This window comes from Vibrio sp. CB1-5, assembly GCF_059412285.1.
Genome location: NZ_JBJHPB010000008.1, coordinates 1 through 21141, shown reverse-complemented (window position 1 = coordinate 21141; position 21141 = coordinate 1). Strand labels below are relative to the sequence as shown.

Here is a 21141-nt window from a genome sequence, read left to right as displayed (position 1 = left end):
TTATTCGGCTTTTTCAATCAGCTCTTTCAATCAATAGCGTAATGCCATCCACATCGATGACTTTGACTAACGTGCCAGAGGGTAAGGCTTTGTCACTGTAGGCAGACCAAGAGGTATCACCTAATTTGATACGGCATTTGCCACGATTGATGTCTTCTTCAAGTACGGTGGTTTGCCCAAGCAATTGCTTGTCTTTTTGGTTGAGGTCACGCTGCTGATCGGAGTGTTTGTCGACTTTATGTTGTTTGCGCCACCAAAGCCAGGTAAGGGCGAGAGAGAACACACCAAAACTCACCCATTGAAGCTGCCAACTGATGGGCACAAACGCCAATACAATGCCAACCAGCATCGCTGAGATACCGAGCCACAACATATACCCAGCCGTACCAAGCAGCTCGCCGCAAAGCAGCAATAAACCTAGGGCTAACCAGTGCCAATAGTTAACTTGGCTGAGTAATTCAATCACGCTTTGTCCTCATTGCTGCTTGCTTTCGATTGGTTGAACATTTCCGCAATACCGGCAACAGAGCCCATTAGGCCAGTCGCTTCAAGCGGTAGCATGATGATCTTACCGTTTTCAGCCTGACCGATAGATTTCAGAGCATCGGTATATCCTTGAGCGATAAAGTAGTTTACGGCCTGCATATCACCTTGAGCAATCGCGGTTGATACCATTTCGGTTGCTTTCGCCTCTGCTTCGGCGGCACGTTCACGCGCTTCTGCTTGAAGTATAGCAGCCTGCTTTTCACCTTCAGCTTTGAGGATCTCAGATTGCTTTTGACCTTCAGCACGCAGGATTTCAGCCTGACGAACACCTTCTGCCTCTAGAATTTCCGCTCGTTTATTACGCTCGGCTTTCATTTGCGCATTCATCGCTGCAGTTAGGTCAGCGGGTGGCTGAACGTCACGGATTTCAATACGAGTGACTTTTACGCCCCAAGGGTTGGTGGCCTCATCGACGATAGAAAGCAGTTTGGTATTGATGGAATCACGCTGACTGAGCATTTCATCTAGCTCCATAGAGCCAAGTACGGTACGCATGTTAGTTAGTGTTAGGTTACGAATCGCATGTTCAAGGTCGTTAACCTCATAAGCGGCTTTTGCGGCATCGACGACTTGTACAAAACAAACCGCATCAATAACGACGTTGGCGTTGTCACGTGAAATAACCTCTTGCGGTGGAATATCCAGTACGCGTTCCATCATATTCACTTTGTTACCGACACTATCGATAAAAGGAATGATGAGGTTTAGACCTGGTTTGAGTGAGTGGGTGTAGCGTCCAAATCGCTCCACCGTCCAGTTGTTGCCCTGTGGAACGGTTTTTACCCCTGCGACGATAAAGACAACAGCAACAAGAATAAATCCGCCAATCGTGATCATTGCATCAATAGCCATGACAATTTCCCTGTATTAAAAATGTACACATTCGCAATAGTATACAGTTTAGTTGAGACATTTATGTGTAATGAAGTGTATTTTTGCGATGGGTAATTATTAGTTGTATCAGTAGTTTATACGGCAGGTTACCAAGTGTTGCTCACACTAATATGACAAAGGGACGCAAAGGTCCCTTTCATGAATCACGGAGTGTCTTACGACTAGTACAGCAAAGAGTATAGCTGACGGCGATATTTCGCAGCAATTGGGTTGCCTTGACCGAGTGCCGACAAGATATCCATAAATGACTTTTTCAAGTCGCCATCAAGGGCATTGAGGTTGCAGCTTAGCGGTGTCCACATAAGCTCAAGTGCCTCTTCATCACGGTTTACTTGGTGATATTGAAGCGCCAGTTCAGCCACGATTTTGAGGTCTTCTGGATTTGCTTGCAGTGCCGCTTCTAGTGATTGAATTTCCGGGCTGTCCGCCGCTTGTTTGTGCAGCTCAAGTTTCGCAATCAAGCTCTTGTAGAAGTTGTCTTTGTACTCCATTGGGATGGCATTAAGGACCGCTTCTGCTACGTCAAACTGATTGGTTTCCAGTAGACACTGCGCAAGCGCGAGTTTGATTTCGCCTTTTTGTTTGTACTCTTCTGATAGGTTGTTCAGTAACTCAATCGCGGTGTCGTACTCACCTTGCTGAGATAGCTCTAGTGCTTTGCGTGCATTAAGCTCATCTTCACTTGGTAGGTGCTTAGCTAGCATGGCTTTTACCGCTTCGATAGGCTGAGGACCGCCTAGGCCGTCAACAGGCTGGCCATTAACAAATAGAGCAATGGTGGGTAGCGCTTGAACACCAAACTGCCCTGCGATAGCTTGTTGCTCTTCACAGTTGAGCAGTGCTAGAGAGAAGGCTCCGGCGTATTGCTCAGTCAGCGCTCGAAGTGATGGGATGATTTGCGCGCTTTCTTCACTCATTGGTGCCCAAAAATGGATTAGCACAGGCGCGGTCATCGAGCCTTCTAATACTTGGCGAAAGTTTTGTTCGTTTAACTCAACAATGGTCGCAGGTTGCATTGAGTGTTCCTTGTAGGTGATGTCTATCGTTCTTAGTTCAAGATTGGTATCAATGACCGAAAATTCAAGGTTATGCGCAGAGAAATGGGAAGATTAGATGCCAAAACGCCGCACTATAAAGCGCGGCGTTAATGGATTCCAGAACGGCAGCAAGCAAAGGTGTCTAGAACATTACGAAGTAAGCTAGTGTAACCCCCACAGCTAACCAGTTAAGCTGATTTAGCGTCATTTTCGTTGTAATCCACGTGAATGCTGTGAGTTAGATATTGTTTTGGCATTTTGTCTTCAGGTAGCGATACCAGAAGAAGTCATGCGCAGTGTGGTTTCACCACGGTGGTTAATATAACGTTTAATTGTGACACTAAAATTACAAGTGATCGTTTTTTATGCAGCCTTTCGCAGAATAGGATCTAACCACTTGCTAGGAAGGATCCGTTTGAGTACGGCGAACACTTTGGTTGGCGTAGTAATACGATAGCGCAGTTTTGGTGACTGAGATTCAAGCGCATGCAGCAAAGGCGGTACGCAAGACTCTGGTGGTAGCACAAATTGGTTACCAGAGGCGTCTGCAGATAGGCGGGTAAGTTGCTGCTCGTATTGCGCTCGATGCGGGCTTGATTCTACGTTAATCCATTGTAAAAACGCACGCTTAGCATTGGCTCTAAATTGGGTTTCGATAGGGCCAGGCTCAATCAGTGAAATGTGTATACCGGTTTGGTGCAGTTCTAGACGCAATGTATCTGTCCAGCCTTCAAGGGCAAATTTGGAGGCGTTGTACGCGCCGCGATACTTCATTGCGGCAAACCCAAGCACTGAGCTGTTTTGTATGATGCGGCCTTCACCTTGCGCACGCATGATAGGGAGAATTTGCTTAGTGAGTTCATGCCAGCCAAAAACGTTGGCTTCGAATTGCGCTCGTAGCGCGTCGGTTGGCAGATCTTCTAATGCACCAGGCTGGCCGTAAGCACCGTTGTTAAACAGGCCATAGAGTCGTCCTTCAGTCAGGGCAAGGGTTTTTTGAACGGCCAGTTTAATGCTCTTGGGATCTGAGAGATCAAGCTGTATGCAGGTCAATCCTTCTTGTTGAAGTTGTGTTACATCCGCTTCTTGGCGGCATGACGCGATGACTTGGTATCCTTGTTTTTGAAGTGCATGCGCGGCGACATAACCGATGCCGCTAGAACATCCTGTGATGAGTACTGACTTGGCCATTACTTAACTAACCCTATGATTTGTTTTCAACTACCTTACCGACACTTCATAGGGCGTAGCAAGTATTACCGTGCATTAGTGATAATGTTTTTTAAAGCGGTATCGATATGAGGAAAAGAGAAGTTAAATCCCATCTCGGTGAGCTTCTTAGGCTTTGCTCGAACGCTATCAAACAACAGGCATGAAGACTCGCCCATTGCGAGTTTCAATGCCCATTTGGGCGTCATTAAGAAGTGCGGTCTTCCCAATGTGCTTGCTAGTGTTTTGCTGAATGTTGCGTTAGAAACGGCGTGGGGCGCACAGAGATTGTAAGGACCGACGGCATGATCGGTCTCAAGCAAGAAAACAATCCCACGCACCATATCCAGAAGGTGGATCCACGGCATATATTGTGCGCCATCACCTATAGGGCCACCAACCCCCAATTTGTATGGCAGCATCATTTTCGCCAAGGCGCCGCCGCCATCACCGAGTACCACACCCGTTCTTAGTACGCACACGCGAGTATGATCCGATTGGGCACGCATAGCGATCTGCTCCCAACGATCACACACCGTATGAGCGAAATTGTTGTGGTGTACTTTTAAGCTTTCATCAAAAGGGTGATCTTGTTGATCGCCATAGTAGCCCACCGCCGATCCGCTGATGAACGTTGATGGTGGTTTGGTACTGGCATGGATCAACTCAACAATCTTTTCTGTTACCTTCCAGCGACTGTCGCAGATACGCTGCTTTTGTGCTGTATTCCAGCGTTTATCGGCGATAGGCTCTCCAGCCAAGTTGATGACGGCGTCAAACTCGTTGAGGTCACTGTAAGTATCAAGGGAATCAATGTAGTCAATGTTGCCAACGTCGGTGTGATTGAGGATACGTTTAGCTGCAGCAACATCGCGGGTAAGCAGCGTCACACTATGGGTAGTGAGATGCTTGAGTAGTTCACGTCCTATAAAGCCGGTCCCGCCGGTTAATAACAGCTTCATTCTCTCTCCTCTAAAAGTAGCTCTCTGCTACTAAGACACGCCTCGTCGCGGGCATTTGGGTTTAAATATAGCAATGAATCAGGGAATTAACTAACCCAACTGCAGCGGATCATTGTATGTAGCACAGGCGCTTTGGTTCACAAAAACAGCACTCTTTTCGTGGCAGCACCGACAGTGTCATCTGTGTCACACTTTCTTACATTTTTCTTTGCCATCATTATATTAGTGAAGGCTGGATAAGGGAGGTGCCCATGCAAGGTTTGAAATCACTCCTTGGCGCTATGATAAATAGCTTTAAGGATCTTATGCCCATCGTCCTTGTCGTTTTGTTCTTTCAGCTCGTAGTTCTTCAAGAGCCTCTCCCTAATGTCCTCTCGATTCTATTCGGCTTACTGCTGGTTGTACTTGGTCTGACTTTCTTTGTCTTTGGTCTTGAAATGGGATTGTTTCCCATTGGGGAGACTATGGCGCAATCATTCGCCCGTAAAGGGAGCGTGTTTTGGCTCATGGTGTTTTCTTTTTGTCTGGGCTTTGGCACTACCATTGCTGAACCGGCGCTTACCGCTGTTTCTGCTGAAGCCGCAGAGGTCGCTGCCAAGGGCGGTATTATCCCCATGACCGAACACTCAATGCAAAGCTATGCCGATGGACTGCGCCTATCTGTGGCGATTTCTGTTGGGTTAGCCATCGTACTTGGCGTGCTGAGGATACTTAAAGGTTGGCCTATTCATGTGTTGATTATCGGCGGTTATATTGGCGTCGTGGTGTTAACTTGGTTTGCCCCAGAATACATTATCGGTGTTGCCTATGACTCGGGAGGGGTGACGACCTCAACCATAACCGTCCCCTTAGTTACGGCGCTTGGGGTTGGTCTGGCAAGCACCATTAAAGGCCGGAATCCTATGTTGGATGGCTTTGGACTGATTGCCTTTGCGTCCTTGTTGCCCATGATGTTTGTGATGGTTTATGGGATGGTGATGGTATGAGCTTTGTTTGGGAGTTTTTAAACACGTTACTAATGACCATTCGCGATGTCACGCCGATCATGGTCATCATCTTTGGTTTTCAATTTGCCATTCTCAAAAAGCCTATCGCCAACCCGGTAAAAGTCATGATTGGCTTTGGTTATGTCATTGTTGGCCTTAGCTTATTTTTGGTCGGTCTAGAGCTTGCGCTGTTCCCATTGGGTGAAACCATGGCAATGCAGCTCACTGCACCAGACTTTCTCAATCAAGTGCGTATTACTTTAGGCGGTACTCTCGAGTGGATAGATTACTACTGGGTTTTCTTGTTCGCGTTTTGTATTGGGTTTAGTACGACTATTGCAGAACCTTCACTGCTTGCCGTTGCGATCAAAGCGAATCAAGTGTCTGCAGGGGCAATATCGGTGAATGGTCTTAGAATTGCAGTTGCCCTTGGCGTGGCGGTTGGTATTGCTCTAGGCAGTTATCGTATTGTTGTCGGCGATCCTATTCACTATTACATCATTGCCGGTTACATAGTGGTGGTGATCCAAACCTATTACGCGCCGAAATTTATTGTCCCACTTGCTTATGACTCTGGTGGGGTGACAACGTCAACGGTAACGGTACCGCTTGTGACGGCACTTGGCCTTGGCTTAGCATCAACAGTCCCTGGTAGAAACCCAATGATAGATGGCTTTGGTCTCATCGCTTTTGCCAGCCTATTTCCGATTATCTCTGTAATGGCGTATGCCCAGCTTACGCAATATTTAACGGCTCGTTCTTCTGTCGATCATAGTTCTACAGAGGAGCAGGACGGCGAAGATCATCTTACTTCTAAGGAGAAGAACAATGCGCTTTAAACTGATCCTTGCGTTCGTAGAAGATAGCAAGACAGAGCAAGTATTGGACGCGGCTCGTGACGCGGGCGCGACCGGTGCAACAGTCATTAACAATGCGAGAGGTGAAGGCCTCAATAAGAAGCAAACCTTTTTTGGTCTGACCTTAGAGGTGCAAAAAGATGTGGTGTTGTTTGTGGTCGAAGAGCATTTATCTCGCCACATATTGGAGACAATTAGCCAAGTAGGGGAGTTTGACCAAACGTCGGGACAAGGGATAGCAGTGCAAATAGATATAGAAGATGCAGTGGGTGTCGCTCATCAAGTAGAGACATTGACCAAAGTTGTGGAGGACGAACTATGACTCAGCAGAAAAGGGTAAGCGTACGCGATGTGATGGCCAACACTTATGTGATGGTCGATGGACTAAAGACGGTACACGATGGGATTGTGCTGGCGAAAGAGCACCGAGTGAAAGCGCTGGTGGTTGAAAAGCGCAGCGATGATGACGAATTTGGTATTGTGCTCATGAACGACATCGCTAAAAAGGTGTTGGCGCGCAACCGTTCTCCGCAGCGTACTAATATCTATGAAATCATGACTAAGCCTGCTTTGTGTGTCGATCCGAATATGAATGTGAAGTATTGCGCCCGATTGTTTGAGCGATTTGGAATCAGTAGAGCACCAGTGATTGAAGACGGGCGTGTGATCGGTATGGTTAGTTACAATAACATTGTTGTGAACGGGATGCTCGGGATCGATTAGCTCTGTACCGTGTGGGTAAGTTCGATACAATAACCACAAAGAAAGTGTTGGAGAAAAATCAATGAAACTGTTCTTTGCGTCGGACTTACACGGCAGCCAAGAAGCCACCGAGCAAGTATTGGAGCATTACCGCCGCTCAGGGGCTGAACATCTGGTGATTTTGGGGGATGTCCTCAATCATGGTCCAAGAAACCCAGTACCAGGTAGTTATAACCCTCCGAAGGTCGCAGAGCTTCTTAATGCACATAAGCAAGAGATCATTGCGGTTCGTGGTAATTGTGACAGTGAAGTGGATCAGATGCTGCTTGAGTTTCCAATGATGAGCGATTACACCTGGGTGATGTTGCCGACCGGGCAGCGTTTATTTCTAACCCATGGTCACTTGTACAACAGTGATAAGCGTCCGCCGCTCAAGCAAGGCGATGTCATTGCCCATGGTCATACTCATATTCCCGTTGCCGAGTGGCAAGGCGAGCAAATCATCTTTAATCCGGGGTCGATAACTTTCCCGCGCAATGAGTTTGCGGCGAGCTTTGGTCTGCTGGAAGATAATCGACTCAGTGTTCAAACCTTCGATGGTGAAGTGCTGGCGTCTATAGAGCTATAACTGTCTTCTTTGCCTCAAACCCCTTCTATGAACTTAACCATCCCGAAGTAACGAGTCATCCCCTTGAAAAAGGGGATCTCACACAGCGCGTGGCAAACGATAATTATGCAACATAGTCTTTATTGACCAGTTAGTTACGCGGTTTAATAGATCTTCACGTGCGTGAAGATGACGGCGGACTTCGATTTTTGACGAATGAATGCCAAACAGCAGGCATAAAAAAACGCAGCGATTAAGCTGCGTTTTTTCTACTTCGAGAGAACTAATTACTTAGTTACACGTAGTACAGGTGTTTCGCCAACAGTCACGGCACCAGCAAGCTTGTTAAGCTCTTTGATTTCGTCCATGTTAGAGATAACTACAGGCGTTAGCGTTGACTTCGCTTTCTCTTCTAGAAGAGAAAGATCGAATTCAATGATAGTGTCGCCAGCTTTCACAGTTTGGCCTTCTTCAGCGATACGCTTGAAGCCTTCACCTTTCAGTTCAACAGTGTCGATACCGAAGTGAACAAATAGCTCGATGCCGTCGTCAGATTCGATTGAGAACGCGTGGTTCGTTTCGAAGATCTTACCGATAGTACCGTTTACTGGAGCTACCATTTTGTCGCCAGCTGGCTTGATTGCAATACCGTCACCAACGATTTTCTCAGCGAATACTACGTCTGGCACATCTTCGATGTTTACGATTTCACCAGATAGAGGTGCGATAATTTCGATTGCACCAGTGTCAGCGCTGTCGTCAGATACTAGCTTCTTCAGTTTGTCAAACAGACCCATGTCGTGCTCCTAAAGGTTTGATTTTAATCCAGTCAATTATATTAGCTGTTTGTCTTTTCTGCGATAAATTTTTCGACGTGTGCCTCAATTTCTGCAGCAGTCGCCATTTCTAGCGCTTCATCAGCCATTGCTTTTACTTCTGCGAAGTTAGCGTTGCGGATAACTTTCTTAACCTTAGGAATCGAAATACCGCTCATACTAAACTCATCTAGGCCCATGCCTAGTAGAAGTAGAGTCGCACGTTCGTCGCCAGCAAGCTCACCACACATACCTGTCCACTTGCCTTCTTTATGAGAAGCGTCAATCACTTGCTTGATCACTGTTAGAACAGCAGGTGATAGTGGGTTGTAAAGGTGAGAAATCAGCTCATTACCACGGTCTACAGCTAGAGTATACTGAGTTAGGTCGTTAGTACCAATACTAAAGAACGAAACTTCTTTCGCTAGGTGGTGTGCAATCGCAGCAGCAGCAGGCGTTTCAACCATTACACCGATTTCGATGTTTTCGTCAAAGGCTAAGCCTTCAGCGCGAAGTTCTGCCTTGTACTCTTCGATAGCTGCTTTCAGTTCACGAATCTCTTCTACAGAGATGATCATTGGGAACATGATGCGTAGCTTACCGTGTGCAGATGCACGCAGGATACCGCGTAGCTGGTCACGAAGGATTTCACGACGATCCAAGCTAATACGTACTGCACGCCAGCCAAGGAATGGGTTCATTTCTTGAGGTAGGTCTAGGTATGGTAGATCTTTATCACCACCGATATCCATAGTACGGATGATTACCGCGTGACCGTGCATTGCTTCCGCAACTTCTTTATAAGCTTGATACTGCTCTTCTTCAGTCGGAAGAGAAGTACGGTCCATGAATAGGAATTCTGTACGATACAGACCAACACCTTCACCGCCATTACGGTTGATGCCATCGCAGTCTTTCACTGTACCGATGTTACCGCAAACTTCTACACGATGGCCGTCTAGAGTTTCTGCAGGTAGGTCTTTAAGTTTTGCTAGTTCCTCTTTTTCTGCAAGGAACGCTTCACGTACCGCTTTAGCTTCGTCAATCTCAGCTTGTGTTGGGTTTACGATGATCTTGTTGTTCATCGCGTCAAGAACCAACATGTCGCCGTTGTTCACTTTCTTAGTGATGTCGTTAGTACCAACAATCGCAGGAAGTTCTAGTGAACGTGCCATGATAGAAGTGTGCGAAGTACGACCGCCGATGTCACATGCGAAACCTAGTACGTAATCAAGGTTGATTTGTGCAGTTTCAGATGGCGTTAGGTCGTAAGCGACTAGAATAACTTCTTCATCGATATCACCTAGTGAAACGATGTTGATGCCTAGTGCATTTTTAACAAAACGAGTACCGATATCACGGATATCAGTTGCACGTTCTTTAAGGTATTCGTCATCTAGAGATTCTAGTGCAGTTGCTTGCTCTTCAATTACTGTGTGAATCGCGTTGTCTGCAGATAGTTTGTCTTTCTTGATGAGTGCTAGGATTTCCTCTTCTAGCTCTTCATCTTCAAGAAGCATGATATGGCCTTCGAAGATAGCCTCTTTCTCTTCACCAAAAGTCTCAAGCGCTTTTTGCTTAACGACTTCTAGCTGTTGAGCTGACTTGTTGCGAGCGTCAAAAAAACGTGCAACTTCTGCTTCAACTTGGTCATCTGAAATAGTCGACGTGTTTAGAACAATTTCGTCTTCTTGAAGTAGTAGTGCTTTACCAATAGCAATACCAGGAGATGCTAGGATGCCTGAAATCATAGCTTTACCTTTATATGGTCTAGTGTGTTAAAGATTGGATAGTTATTAGCCACTTATTATGTGTAGCTGATAGCTAGAGCTATTTCCAATAAAGCCATTCTGTTTTCACAAAATGGCTTTAAGGAGAACTGGGTTCTTAGTGAAGCTCAGGGATTAGAGCTACTAGGTGGTCTACTGCTTGTTGAGCTTGTGGGCCTTCAGCAGCGATTGTGATAGTAGTGCCTTTAACTAGACCTAGAGTTTGTAGTTTGAATAGGCTTTTTGCGCTAGCGCTTTTGCCGTTAGTAGCCACAGTGATGTCAGCGTCAAATGCTTTTGCTTCTTTAACGAACTGAGCAGCCGGACGAGTGTGTAGGCCGTTTTCTGCTGTGATTTCTACTTGCTTCTCGTACATTTTTTATACCCCAATTGATTTATTTTATGTTTAGTTTCTAGACCAAACAAAGCTTACCGTTAAATGTTACGCCTCGCTATAGTACGAAAGTCATAACTGTTAAGAATTGTGTCGGACTAGAATTGTAGGACATGATTGCAGTCTTCGCTGTATGTATGTCTTACGAAATTCTGTATTCAGCCTATTTATTTTTAGGCTTAAAATAAAACTGCCCTGATATTACCAAAGGCTGACAGAGATTCAACAAAAAAGCCCCTTAAAGGGGCTTTTTTCGTGCAAAAATTGATTTGGCTACATATTACTGCTGAATCTCTTTGTCAGTAAATATACCTGCGAACAATGCTGAACTTAGGTAACGCTCACCTGAGCTTGGTAGTACAGTTACAATTGTTTTTCCTTTAAATTCAGGGAGTTCTGCTAGTCTGTTGGCTGCCACAACCGCTGCGCCTGAAGAAATACCAGCAAGGATACCCTCTTCTTCCATTAGGCGACGTGCCATTTCGATAGCTTCTTCCGAAGTTACCTGCTCAACACGGTCTAGAAGCTCAAGATCCAAGTTTTCTGGGATAAAGCCTGCGCCGATACCTTGGATTTTGTGCGGTGCTGGTTGGATCTCTTCACCTGCTAGTGCTTGAGTGATAACTGGTGACTCTGCTGGCTCTACTGCAACAGAAACGATAGCTTTACCTTTCTCACCTTTAATGTAGCGGCTAGTACCTGTGATAGTACCACCAGTACCAACGCCTGCTACAAATACGTCCACTTCACCATCAGTTGCATCCCAGATTTCAGGACCCGTTGTTTTCTCGTGGATTGCAGGGTTTGCAGGGTTGTTGAATTGTTGAAGCAGTAGGTACTTCTCTGGGTTAGAAGCAACTATTTCTTCTGCTTTAGCAATCGCACCTTTCATGCCCTTTGCCGCTTCCGTTAGCTCAAGGTTTGCGCCTAGTGCTTTAAGAAGTTTGCGACGCTCAAGACTCATAGATTCTGGCATCGTTAGCGTTAGTTTGTAGCCACGAGCTGCTGCAACGAAAGCAAGTGCGATGCCTGTGTTACCACTGGTTGGCTCAACAAGTTCTACGCCCGCTTTTAGACGACCGTCTTTTTCTGCTTCCCAGATCATGTTAGCACCGATACGGCACTTAACGCTGAAGCTAGGGTTACGCGCTTCTACTTTAGCAAGAACGTTGCCGTTGCTTACTTTGTTTAGGCGAACTAGAGGGGTGTTACCAATCGTCAGGGAGTTATCTTCGTAAATCTTGCTCATTCTATGTTCCTTCATTCAACCGTGGTGGTTATTGATTACCTGATAAGAATATGACTTTGTTTGGCAACGTAAAAGAACCAAATAGTTATATATTATGGAAGAAAGTTTATCGGCAGGCGTTTGAAGTGCTGTAGGAATGGTGGAAAGTCCCTTAGTGGCTAGGCGCCAGCGCGGCAAGCCACTAAGGACTGGGATTAAGGTTTACGACGTAAAACGCCAAAACCAAGACACAGTGCTACCCAAATATAAAGTGGCCAGCTGCCAACTTCGCGGTACCAGGTTGTACCATCCGTTGGGGTAACGTCTGTGCGGAGAACCGCGGTTTCAAACTGAGGGGCCTCGGCAATGATGTCACCTTTATGGTCGGTGACCGCTGTCACGCCATTGTTGGTTGAGCGGATCAATGGCAAACCGAGCTCCAATGCTCGCATACGGGCAATTTCCATATGTTGCAAAGGACCGATTGAGCGACCAAACCAAGCATCATTGGATAGAGTGAGCAGATAGTCAGTGTCGTCAGTCACGTTTTGTCTAACTTGCTCCCCAAAGATGATCTCGTAACACAGAGCGGGCGCGAGATGCATACCATTAGCCACAATGTTTGGTTGTACATAAGCACCACGACTGAATGACGACATCGGCAAGTTAAAGAACGGTGCGATGGGTCTTAGAATGTCGCCAAAAGGTACAAACTCGCCAAACGGTAGTAAGTGATGTTTGTGGTAACGCTCATCCAAATCCATTTCGTAATCACCATAAGGCGTTTGGCCGACGACTAAGATGCTGTTGTAGTATTCTCCAGAATCCGTTCTGTTGATAACGCCTGTAATCACCGCAGAGTGGTTCATCTTAGCGGCGGAATCTAAGTTGCTCAAAAATGAAGGCAACTCGAATTCCATGGCAGGGATCGCTGCTTCTGGCCAGATGATAATATCCGCATCCCAGTTTTCTCGACTGAGATCGGTGTACTTCATAATGGTTGGCCAGCGATGATTAGGAAGCCACTTTTGCGCTTGGTCGACATTACCTTGAATCAACGCGACGGACTTGGTTCTTTGAGGAGCGGGCATTACCCAATCATAGTTTCGAAGACCAAATCCCGTTGCTAACACCACCATAGGAATGAGTAGCAATTGCCATTGTTTGGTAACGGTAAGGTAAGTAAAACTACCTGCCATGATGATAAGAAGCAGTGTAATGAGCTCGACGCCGCCAATAGGTGCAAAATTGCCTAGGGGAGAGTCTATTTGGCTGTAACCCAGCCACAGCCATGGGAACCCTGTCATCACCCAGCCTCGTGCCCAATCAAATATGAGCCACAATGTGGGCGCAGCGACAAAATAGCGGGTTTTACTATCCGATGGGAAAAAGCGATTAAGCGACCATGCAAAGAGCGCAGAATAGATAGACAGATAGCCGACAAGCAGTGCCATCAGAAATAGGCTGGCTATTTTGGGCATACCACCAAAGGTATCAATGCTGACGTGAACCCAACTGATCCCGGTAGCAAATTGACCAAGTCCCCACGCGTAACCCGTCCAAAGTGCGCTTTTGCTGCTTCGGCCACGGATAAGTAGCATAAGAAGGAATGGGCTGACAATGGCAAGAGGCCAAAGCTGATAGGGCGCGAAGGCAAGAGTTGTGCTTGCGCCAACAAAAGCGGCCCCAATGGGCCGCAGTAGTCGAAGACTTTTCTTCATTTATGATTTTCTCACTTATTCGGTGAGCTCAAGGTTGAGGTGGGTGTTTACTCTTCAACGCTTGAAGCGGTTTCTTGATCCGGGATAGTCACTTGGACTTGGACCACACGACGGTTATCCGCCGCTGTCACCTTAAAGTTGTAATTTTCTATTTCAACCACTTCACCGCGAGTCGGTAAGTGACCAAATGCAGTCATGACTAAGCCACCAACGGTATCCACTTCTTCATCACTAAAGGTAGAGCCGAACGTATCGTTAAACTCTTCAATTGTGGTGAGCGCTTTCACAGCGAACGTGTGCTTACTCAGTTTTCTGATATCTAGCTCATCATCGTCATCGAACTCATCTTCGATTTCACCAACGATTTCTTCAAGAATATCTTCGATGGTCACCAGACCTGATACTCCGCCGAATTCGTCAACAACAATGGCCATGTGATAACGCTCTTCACGGAACTCTTTCAGTAGGCGGTCTACACGCTTACTTTCAGGAACCACTACAGCAGGGCGGATCACTTCTTCAATATCAAATGGGGCGCTGTCAGAGCCCAAGTAACGGAGGAGGTCCTTAGCTAAGAGGATGCCTTCTACATGGTCTTTATCTTCACTTATGACTGGGTAGCGTGAGTGCTGTGCATCGGTCATTAGTGCGATCAGTTTATCGAGGTTATCGGAACGTTCGATAGTGACCATTTGCGAACGTGGCAACATAATGTCGCGTACTCGCATTTCAGAAATTTCCATAACACCTTCAAGCATGTCGCGGGTGTCATGGTCAATTAGGTCGTTTTCTTCAGAGTCGCGGATAACATCCACTAGCTCTTGGCGATCTTTTGGTTCGCCTTGAAAAATTTGACCTAGGCGCTCAAAGAAGGACTTCCTACTCGGACCTTCAGATTTTTTACTGTTTCCCTCTGGTTGAGAGGGAGAAGACTCTTCGTTCATGACTTCTCAATTCAGAATGCTATCAGATGTGTGATAGCGCACATGTGCAGGGGCGAGATTAGCCTCTACTCCTTTTCTGCAAGATATGGGTCTTCAAAGCCCATTTCAAGCATAATTTCAGTTTCCAAAGCTTCCATTTCTTCGGCTTCTTCATCTTCAATATGATCATAACCTAGCAGATGAAGACTGCCATGTACAACCATATGTGCCCAGTGTGCGTTCAAGGGCTTTGACTGCTCAATCGCCTCTTTTTCGACCACTTGGCGGCAGATAATCATATCGCCAAGGAGGTTCATCTCTACGCCTGGAGGTGCTTCGAATGGGAATGAAAGCACGTTAGTGGGCTTGTCTTTGCCACGATACTCGTGGTTGAGTTGGTGGCTTTCTTGCTCGTCAACGATACGGATAGTGAGTTCCGCTTCTTTTTGAAAAGGAATAATCGTCTTGTCTAACCAGCGCTGAAATTCATCAGCGCTTGGCAGGCCTTGTTCTGATTCGACAGCAAGTTGTAAATCCAGTTCAATGCTCATTATTTACTTTCCGAAGGTGTGCTTGTCGCCGCGGCTTTGTCGAGCAGCGCTTGTGCTGCTTCTCGTTCTTCACGACGTTTGCGCTCTATCTCTTTGCGAGCTTTCGCATCTTCCGCTTCCCATTTTTCGTAGGCGTTAACAATGCGAGCGACAACAGGGTGGCGCACGACGTCGTCTGATTGGAAGAAGTTGAAGCTGATTTCGTCAACTTCGTTAAGCACTTCGATAGCATGACGAAGACCAGACTTCGCGCCTCGTGGCAAGTCAATCTGAGTCACGTCACCGGTGATAACTGCGCGCGAGTTGAAGCCAATACGGGTCAAGAACATCTTCATCTGTTCAACCGTTGTGTTCTGGCTTTCATCGAGAATAATAAACGCATCGTTAAGAGTACGACCACGCATGTAAGCAAGCGGTGCAACTTCAATCACGTTTCGCTCAATCAGTTTTTCAACACGCTCAAAGCCAAGCATCTCGAACAGCGCGTCATAAAGTGGACGCAAATATGGATCGACTTTTTGGCTAAGGTCACCCGGTAGGAAGCCAAGTTTTTCACCGGCTTCAACCGCAGGTCGAGTCAATAGAATACGGCGGATCTCTTGGCGCTCTAGCGCATCCACAGCGGCGGCAACGGCAAGGTATGTTTTACCAGTACCTGCAGGACCAATACCAAAGCTGATGTCATGAGTGACCATGTTCACTAGGTATTGCGCTTGGTTTGGGGTACGTGGCTTGATGATGCCTTTTTTGGTCTTAACAAAGACCTCTTTACCGTGAGCAATTTCAGATTCGGTATTTTGCTCTAGTACTCCAGACTCTTTTACCGCTAGGTGGATCTGCTCTGGTTCGATGTCAGGAAATTGACCACGTACTGGCGCAGTATCAACGTAAAGTGATTTGAGAATGTCGAGAGCTGCGGCACTGGTATGCGGTTTGCCAACAATAGTGAAGTAATTACTTCTATGGTTGATTTCGACACCTAAACGGCGTTCTAAGTGTTTGATATTGTCATCGAAAGGACCGCACAAGCTGGACAGACGGCGGTTGTCTGAAGGTTCTAGATTGATTTCTAGAGTTACGATTTGATTACTCAATGTTGCCTCGCATTTTGCCCTTTGAGGGCGATGAACGGAGTCCGATTTTGACCGGACTCCACATTTCTTCCCATGTCACTCCAAAATAGCACAATGGAGCGTATTGGGTATAGGCGTTAAGGCGTAAAGGTAGCCACACCTAGCTCATCTTCGCGTTTGGTTTTCGCCATCATTTGCATTGGTGAAATTACCGAGCGAAGATCCATATCTTTTTCTGTTCTTACGAGTTCACCGCGTAGAGAGTTCGCAAACACATCAGTAATTTTTACATCAACAAATTGGCCGATTAGCTCAGCGCCACCTTCGAAGTTTACGACACGGTTGTTTTCAGTACGTGCACGCAGTTCCATCAGGTTTTTCTTCGATGGGCCTTCAACAAGAACGCGTTGCTCAGTGTCTAGCATGAGACGAGAGTAGCGCATCGCTTGCGTGTTAACTGTTTGCTGTAGCTCGTACAAACGGTCTTTCTTGGTTTGCTCTGGTAGATCACATGGGTAATCTGCCGCAGGCGTACCTGGACGTGGTGAGAAGATAAAGCTAAAGCTCATATCGAAATCCACATCTTTGATTAGCTTCATGGTGTCTTGGAAGTCTTTGTCTGTCTCACCAGGGAAACCAACAATGAAGTCAGAGCTGATTTGAATATCAGGACGCGCTTTACGAAGCTTACGAATAATAGACTTGTACTCAATTGCCGTATGAGGACGCTTCATCATCGTTAGGATGCGGTCTGAACCACTTTGTACCGGAAGGTGCAGGAAGCTTACAAGCTCAGGCGTGTCTTCGTATACTGCGATGATGTCATCGGTAAATTCTAGCGGGTGGCTAGTTGTGAATCGAATACGGTCAATACCATCAATGGACGCGACTAGGCGCAACAGTTCTGCGAATGAACAGATGTCGCCATCATGCATTGGGCCGCGGTACGCGTTAACGTTTTGACCTAGAAGGTTCACTTCACGCACGCCTTGCTCTGCAAGCTGAGCGATTTCGAATAGAACGTCATCCATTGGACGGCTAACTTCCTCACCACGCGTGTATGGTACAACGCAGTAAGTGCAGTATTTTGAACAGCCTTCCATAATAGAAACGAATGCCGTTGCACCTTCAGCACGAGGCTCAGGCAGACGGTCGAACTTCTCGATCTCTGGGAACGAGATATCCATAACCGGAACTTCGTCGTTTTGCGACTGTTTGATCATTTCAGGTAGGCGGTGCAGAGTTTGCGGGCCAAAAATCACGTCTACGTATGGTGCTCGCTCGCGGATGTGATCACCTTCTTGAGTCGCTACGCAGCCACCAACACCGATCACAACGCCGTCTTTCTTGTCTTTAAGTGTTTTCCAGCGACCAAGTTGGTGGAAAACTTTCTCTTGCGCTTTTTCACGGATCGAACAAGTGTTCAATAGTAGTACGTCTGCTTCCTCTGGCACTTCAGTTAGCTCGTAGCCATTTGCAGCATTAAGCAGATCGGCCATTTTTGATGAATCGTATTCGTTCATCTGGCAACCCCAGGTTTTAATTAGCAGTTTCTTACTCATCACTATCGCTCGTCAGTTATGTAAATCTTATGTTGAACTATTGTTCAAATTATAGCCACCATCTCGGCGGTAAGCGGCGTATTGTACTGCTTTAAAAACCGCCTGACTAGGGGTAGGGAAAAATCTCTTTGAGAGCTTATATTTCAATTGGTGCACGTCGAAATTAGCCCTCACAAAAGCAAGGATTTTGACGGGGAAAAAACTCGCGCTTTAGTAAGTCGCTACGTACAATGAGAACACATTGATTTTAAGACAGTATTAGCACTATGGAACAGTATGAAATAGTCGTCGTTGGCGGTGGAATGGTAGGAGCGGCTCTTGCTCTCGGTCTTGCAAAGCAGGGGCGGTCCGTTGCTGTTATTGAGAAGTTCACACCGGAACCATTTGACCAAGCCCAGCCGATGGATTTACGCGTATCTGCTATTTCATATCGTTCTGTCGATCTTCTGCAAGCTTTAGATGCTTGGAACGCAATTAACGACACCCGTGTGTGCCCATATGCAAGGCTTGAAACTTGGGAAGCAGACAACTGTCGAATTCGATTTAATGCTGATGAACTTGCCCTTCCACAGTTGGGCTATATCGTTGAAAATCGCATGATTCAATTAGGTCTTTGGGCTCAGTTTGCACGTTACGAGAACTTAAAAGTTATTGAAGGTGATGGTGTTGAAAGGCTAGCGCCTGTTCCAAATCATTCCAATATTACGCTTGAATCTGGCAGGGTGATTAAGGCTCATTTAGTGGTGGGCGCAGACGGCGCTAACTCAAGAGTGAGACAAGCGGCGGGTATTGGTATTACCGCTTGGGACTATCGCCAAGAATGTATGCTGATCAATGTTGAAACTGAGCTACCGCAACAAGATATTACATGGCAGTGGTTTACACCAAGCGGCCCTCGTTCGTTTTTGCCTCTGTGTGGTAATCAAGGCTCGCTGGTTTGGTATGATGCTCCTAAGCGTATTCGACAGTTGAAGAATATGAGCCCTGCTCAGTTGGAGTCTGAGATCGCTACTTACTTTCCGGCTGAGCTTGGGAAAGTGAAAGTACTACAACACGGTTCATTTCCACTGACCCGCCGTCATGCTCAAAGTTACCACAAGCAGGGGTGTGTTATCGTGGGTGACGCTGCACACACGATTAATCCTCTAGCGGGACAAGGGGTCAACCTAGGCTTTAAAGATGTAGAAACACTGCTCGATTGTTTTGAGTCTAAAGGGGTGACACAACAGGCGCTGATTCAATACGAGCGTTTACGCCGCCCAGACAACCTGCTAATGCAAACAGGTATGGATGTGTTCTACAAAGGCTTTAGCAATACGTTGCCGCCGTTGATATTTGCACGTAACGCCATACTTAAGTTGGCTGAGCACTCAGGGCCAATAAAACAACAAGTGCTGAAATACGCTATTGGCTTAAAGTAATCAACTAAGTACTAATTACTATGCATGTCGGGGCAATAACATCAGGTAAGTCTGAATGCCAGTTTGGCTTACCTGTTTGAGGATCGAGCTTAAATATCGAAACGTTGTTCGAATGTTGATTGGCCGTGAGCAACCAATTACCCTCCGGCGTGATACTGATATCTCTAGGAAACACCCCATGCGCCTCGACATAGCCTCGATACATAGGACGCTCGGGTTCTCTCACGTCAAACCAACTTATCACTGAATCACCACGACTGGTTAAGTACACAAAACGCTCATCGGCTGAGAGCTTGATGGCTGCTGCTGCTTCGTGGCATGCGTGCTCTGGAAATGCGGCGATAGTGGTGACTATTTGCCACTGTTGTTTTGTTCGGGCAATCACTGTCAAAGATTCGTCTAGTTCACATAATACAAAACCAAATAGACCATCTTGGGTAAAGCTGGCATGTCTTGGCCCGCTTCCTGGTGGTAATTCCAAGCGTTGGGACTGTTGAATTTGTTTGCCTTCACAGTGGTAGAAGGTAAGCAAATCGATACCAAGATCGACCGTGACCAATTGGGTCGTATTAGGAATAAACATCACTTGATGACTGTGAGGTGATAATTGGCGTGTAGCATGAGGGCCTTGGCCATAGTTGGATAGCTTGGCTATCCGTTGTCCTATTTTTCCTTCTGATTCCAAAGCAAACAGTTCAAAATCTCCCGTGCCATAATGGGCAACAGCGACTCTATCAAGCTTATCGGAAATTGCGACATGACAGGGCGCATCTCCGTCGAGCTCAACCTTTTGAGGATATTGCTCATCGTTTGCAAGAAAATACAACCCAGCCCCTTCAGCTTGATAAACCTCAGAGACGACATAAAGGCCATGTTGAGAGTGAGCGAGGTAAGAAGGATTAACGATATCAGTTTTGACCGAGAACGAACTAGCGGTTCCTACTTTTCCGAATTTAACTTGAGTAAAGCCAAGGTGGCCTTGCTGTGAATATTGACCAATATGTACGTTAGCCTGCATATCGCTGTGAACCACTTCAATAAATAACCATATGGAACAAGGATCTGCGTGACGTTGCAATTTGGATAGGGGCAATGGGAAAATCTGTGATGAGTGTTGCGAAAGATAATACGAGTCAGTTACTTTTAGCGGGATATTGAGTGATTACTCACTTTGTTATAGAGATGAACGAAAGAATCGTAGAAAGAAAAAAGGCTCGTCAAATGACGAGCCTTTCTAATGATGGTGCGGAAGGAGAGACTTGAACTCTCACACCTTGCGGCGCCAGAACCTAAATCTGGTGCGTCTACCAATTCCGCCACTTCCGCAACAAAACTTATGGTTAAGAGAGTAATTGGTAAAACTCAATCTTAACGTTGTACTTGAAGGCGAACCTGCAAGTTGTAATAAATGGTGGCTACGACGGGATTCGAACCTGTGACCCCATCATTATGAGTGATGTGCTCTAACCAGCTGAGCTACGTAGCCACTCGAGGCTTTCGCCATTTGTTCTTTCAAAAGAAAGATGGTGCGGAAGGAGAGACTTGAACTCTCACACCTTGCGGCGCCAGAACCTAAATCTGGTGCGTCTACCAATTCCGCCACTTCCGCATCAATTTATAGTCTTAGCCGATGATTGGTGAATCAACTAGACGTTGTTATGGCTGGGCTACTTAGAGCCGAACCAGGGACAATGAATGGGGCATCAAAAACATGTGCTCCAACACTGGACCTTTAAATAGTGGCTGGGCTACCTGGATTCGAACCAGGGAATGGCGGCATCAAAAGCCGCTGCCTTACCACTTGGCGATAGCCCAACAGGATTGTTTAAAGTGTCAATCACACTAAAAGATGGTGCGGAAGGAGAGACTTGAACTCTCACACCT

General features: G+C 46.5%; 21 protein-coding genes and 4 tRNA genes. 6 read left to right on the top strand and 19 right to left on the bottom strand.

What is annotated here, in order from left to right; all coding sequences use genetic code 11:
* Positions 1-13: 13 nt before the first annotated feature.
* The 5 genes from ACJB0T_RS07965 to ACJB0T_RS07945 form a co-directional block, all read right to left on the bottom strand.
* Positions 14-466 carry an NfeD family protein gene (locus ACJB0T_RS07965; RefSeq protein ID WP_353498061.1) on the bottom strand — a complete coding sequence of 151 codons (453 nt, stop codon included), beginning with the start codon at positions 464-466 and terminating at the stop codon, positions 14-16.
* Complete coding sequence (locus tag ACJB0T_RS07960; protein ID WP_479288949.1) at positions 463-1398, bottom strand: SPFH domain-containing protein; 936 nt, start codon at positions 1396-1398, stop codon at positions 463-465. Before ACJB0T_RS07960 ends, ACJB0T_RS07965 begins: the two co-directional genes overlap by 4 nt.
* 203 nt (positions 1399-1601) lie before the next feature.
* The gene (locus ACJB0T_RS07955) at positions 1602-2456 is read right to left on the bottom strand and encodes a co-chaperone YbbN (protein WP_479288951.1); all 855 of its coding nucleotides are present in this window, start codon (positions 2454-2456) and stop codon (positions 1602-1604) included.
* A gap of 384 nt (positions 2457-2840) precedes the next feature.
* The gene (locus tag ACJB0T_RS07950) at positions 2841-3668 is read right to left on the bottom strand and encodes an SDR family oxidoreductase (protein WP_479288953.1); all 828 of its coding nucleotides are present in this window, start codon (positions 3666-3668) and stop codon (positions 2841-2843) included.
* A 65-nt stretch (positions 3669-3733) separates the two neighbouring features.
* Positions 3734-4648, bottom strand: coding sequence for a TIGR01777 family oxidoreductase (locus ACJB0T_RS07945; protein ID WP_479288955.1), 915 nt, complete (start codon positions 4646-4648; stop codon positions 3734-3736).
* A gap of 251 nt (positions 4649-4899) precedes the next feature.
* Between ACJB0T_RS07945 and ACJB0T_RS07940 the strand changes: the two genes are divergently transcribed.
* The 5 genes from ACJB0T_RS07940 (at position 4900) to yfcE (ending at position 7821) form a co-directional block, all read left to right on the top strand.
* Positions 4900-5634, top strand: a complete 735-nt coding sequence (locus tag ACJB0T_RS07940; protein ID WP_479288957.1) for a DUF1538 family protein — start codon at positions 4900-4902, stop codon at positions 5632-5634.
* Positions 5631-6473, top strand: coding sequence for a DUF1538 domain-containing protein (locus tag ACJB0T_RS07935; RefSeq protein WP_479288958.1), 843 nt, complete (start codon positions 5631-5633; stop codon positions 6471-6473). The genes ACJB0T_RS07940 and ACJB0T_RS07935 overlap by 4 nt, the downstream gene beginning before the upstream one ends.
* Complete coding sequence (locus ACJB0T_RS07930; RefSeq protein WP_042503323.1) at positions 6463-6813, top strand: P-II family nitrogen regulator; 351 nt, start codon at positions 6463-6465, stop codon at positions 6811-6813. The genes ACJB0T_RS07935 and ACJB0T_RS07930 overlap by 11 nt, the downstream gene beginning before the upstream one ends.
* Positions 6810-7214, top strand: a complete 405-nt coding sequence (locus tag ACJB0T_RS07925; RefSeq protein WP_479288960.1) for a CBS domain-containing protein — start codon at positions 6810-6812, stop codon at positions 7212-7214. Before ACJB0T_RS07930 ends, ACJB0T_RS07925 begins: the two co-directional genes overlap by 4 nt.
* Positions 7215-7275: 61 nt before the next feature.
* A complete protein-coding gene (gene yfcE / locus ACJB0T_RS07920) occupies positions 7276-7821 on the top strand; it encodes a phosphodiesterase (RefSeq protein WP_479288962.1) in 546 nt (181 codons plus the stop codon).
* A 266-nt stretch (positions 7822-8087) separates the two neighbouring features.
* On the opposite strand, the gene crr is transcribed toward yfcE, so the two are convergent.
* The 9 genes from crr to miaB form a co-directional block, all read right to left on the bottom strand.
* Positions 8088-8597: a PTS glucose transporter subunit IIA gene (crr, locus tag ACJB0T_RS07915; RefSeq protein WP_479288964.1), complete on the bottom strand. Its 510-nt coding sequence runs from the start codon at positions 8595-8597 to the stop codon at positions 8088-8090.
* Between the two features lie 41 nt (positions 8598-8638).
* Entirely contained in the window at positions 8639-10366 is a 1728-nt protein-coding gene (ptsI, locus tag ACJB0T_RS07910; protein WP_479288965.1) for a phosphoenolpyruvate-protein phosphotransferase PtsI, read from the bottom strand.
* 136 nt (positions 10367-10502) lie between these two features.
* Complete coding sequence (locus tag ACJB0T_RS07905; RefSeq protein ID WP_479288967.1) at positions 10503-10760, bottom strand: HPr family phosphocarrier protein; 258 nt, start codon at positions 10758-10760, stop codon at positions 10503-10505.
* 298 nt (positions 10761-11058) lie between these two features.
* Complete coding sequence (cysK, locus tag ACJB0T_RS07900; RefSeq protein ID WP_042503316.1) at positions 11059-12027, bottom strand: cysteine synthase A; 969 nt, start codon at positions 12025-12027, stop codon at positions 11059-11061.
* Between the two features lie 194 nt (positions 12028-12221).
* The gene (lnt, locus tag ACJB0T_RS07895) at positions 12222-13727 is read right to left on the bottom strand and encodes an apolipoprotein N-acyltransferase (protein WP_479288969.1); all 1506 of its coding nucleotides are present in this window, start codon (positions 13725-13727) and stop codon (positions 12222-12224) included.
* A gap of 47 nt (positions 13728-13774) precedes the next feature.
* The gene (gene corC / locus ACJB0T_RS07890; RefSeq protein WP_112461267.1) at positions 13775-14671 is read right to left on the bottom strand and encodes a CNNM family magnesium/cobalt transport protein CorC; all 897 of its coding nucleotides are present in this window, start codon (positions 14669-14671) and stop codon (positions 13775-13777) included.
* 65 nt (positions 14672-14736) lie between these two features.
* The gene (gene ybeY, locus ACJB0T_RS07885) at positions 14737-15201 is read right to left on the bottom strand and encodes an rRNA maturation RNase YbeY (RefSeq protein WP_479288970.1); all 465 of its coding nucleotides are present in this window, start codon (positions 15199-15201) and stop codon (positions 14737-14739) included.
* Positions 15201-16295, bottom strand: a complete 1095-nt coding sequence (locus tag ACJB0T_RS07880; RefSeq protein WP_112478972.1) for a PhoH family protein — start codon at positions 16293-16295, stop codon at positions 15201-15203. The genes ybeY and ACJB0T_RS07880 overlap by 1 nt, the downstream gene beginning before the upstream one ends.
* 116 nt (positions 16296-16411) lie before the next feature.
* Positions 16412-17836 carry a tRNA (N6-isopentenyl adenosine(37)-C2)-methylthiotransferase MiaB gene (miaB, locus tag ACJB0T_RS07875; protein ID WP_479288972.1) on the bottom strand — a complete coding sequence of 475 codons (1425 nt, stop codon included), beginning with the start codon at positions 17834-17836 and terminating at the stop codon, positions 16412-16414.
* Between the two features lie 266 nt (positions 17837-18102).
* Between miaB and ACJB0T_RS07870 the strand changes: the two genes are divergently transcribed.
* The gene (locus tag ACJB0T_RS07870; protein WP_479288974.1) at positions 18103-19257 is read left to right on the top strand and encodes a 2-octaprenyl-3-methyl-6-methoxy-1,4-benzoquinol hydroxylase; all 1155 of its coding nucleotides are present in this window, start codon (positions 18103-18105) and stop codon (positions 19255-19257) included.
* Positions 19258-19261: 4 nt separating this feature from the next.
* Here ACJB0T_RS07870 and ACJB0T_RS07865 read toward each other — a convergent pair whose 3' ends face one another.
* The 5 genes from ACJB0T_RS07865 to ACJB0T_RS07845 all read right to left on the bottom strand — a co-directional run bounded on the left by ACJB0T_RS07865 (position 19262) and on the right by ACJB0T_RS07845 (position 21072).
* Positions 19262-20275, bottom strand: a complete 1014-nt coding sequence (locus ACJB0T_RS07865; protein WP_479288976.1) for a lactonase family protein — start codon at positions 20273-20275, stop codon at positions 19262-19264.
* A gap of 223 nt (positions 20276-20498) precedes the next feature.
* A tRNA-Leu gene (locus ACJB0T_RS07860) sits at positions 20499-20583 on the bottom strand.
* An 83-nt stretch (positions 20584-20666) separates the two neighbouring features.
* Positions 20667-20743: transfer RNA gene (locus tag ACJB0T_RS07855), tRNA-Met, on the bottom strand.
* A gap of 38 nt (positions 20744-20781) precedes the next feature.
* Positions 20782-20866: transfer RNA gene (locus tag ACJB0T_RS07850), tRNA-Leu, on the bottom strand.
* A 131-nt stretch (positions 20867-20997) separates the two neighbouring features.
* A tRNA-Gln gene (locus ACJB0T_RS07845) sits at positions 20998-21072 on the bottom strand.
* Positions 21073-21141 lie beyond the last annotated feature (69 nt).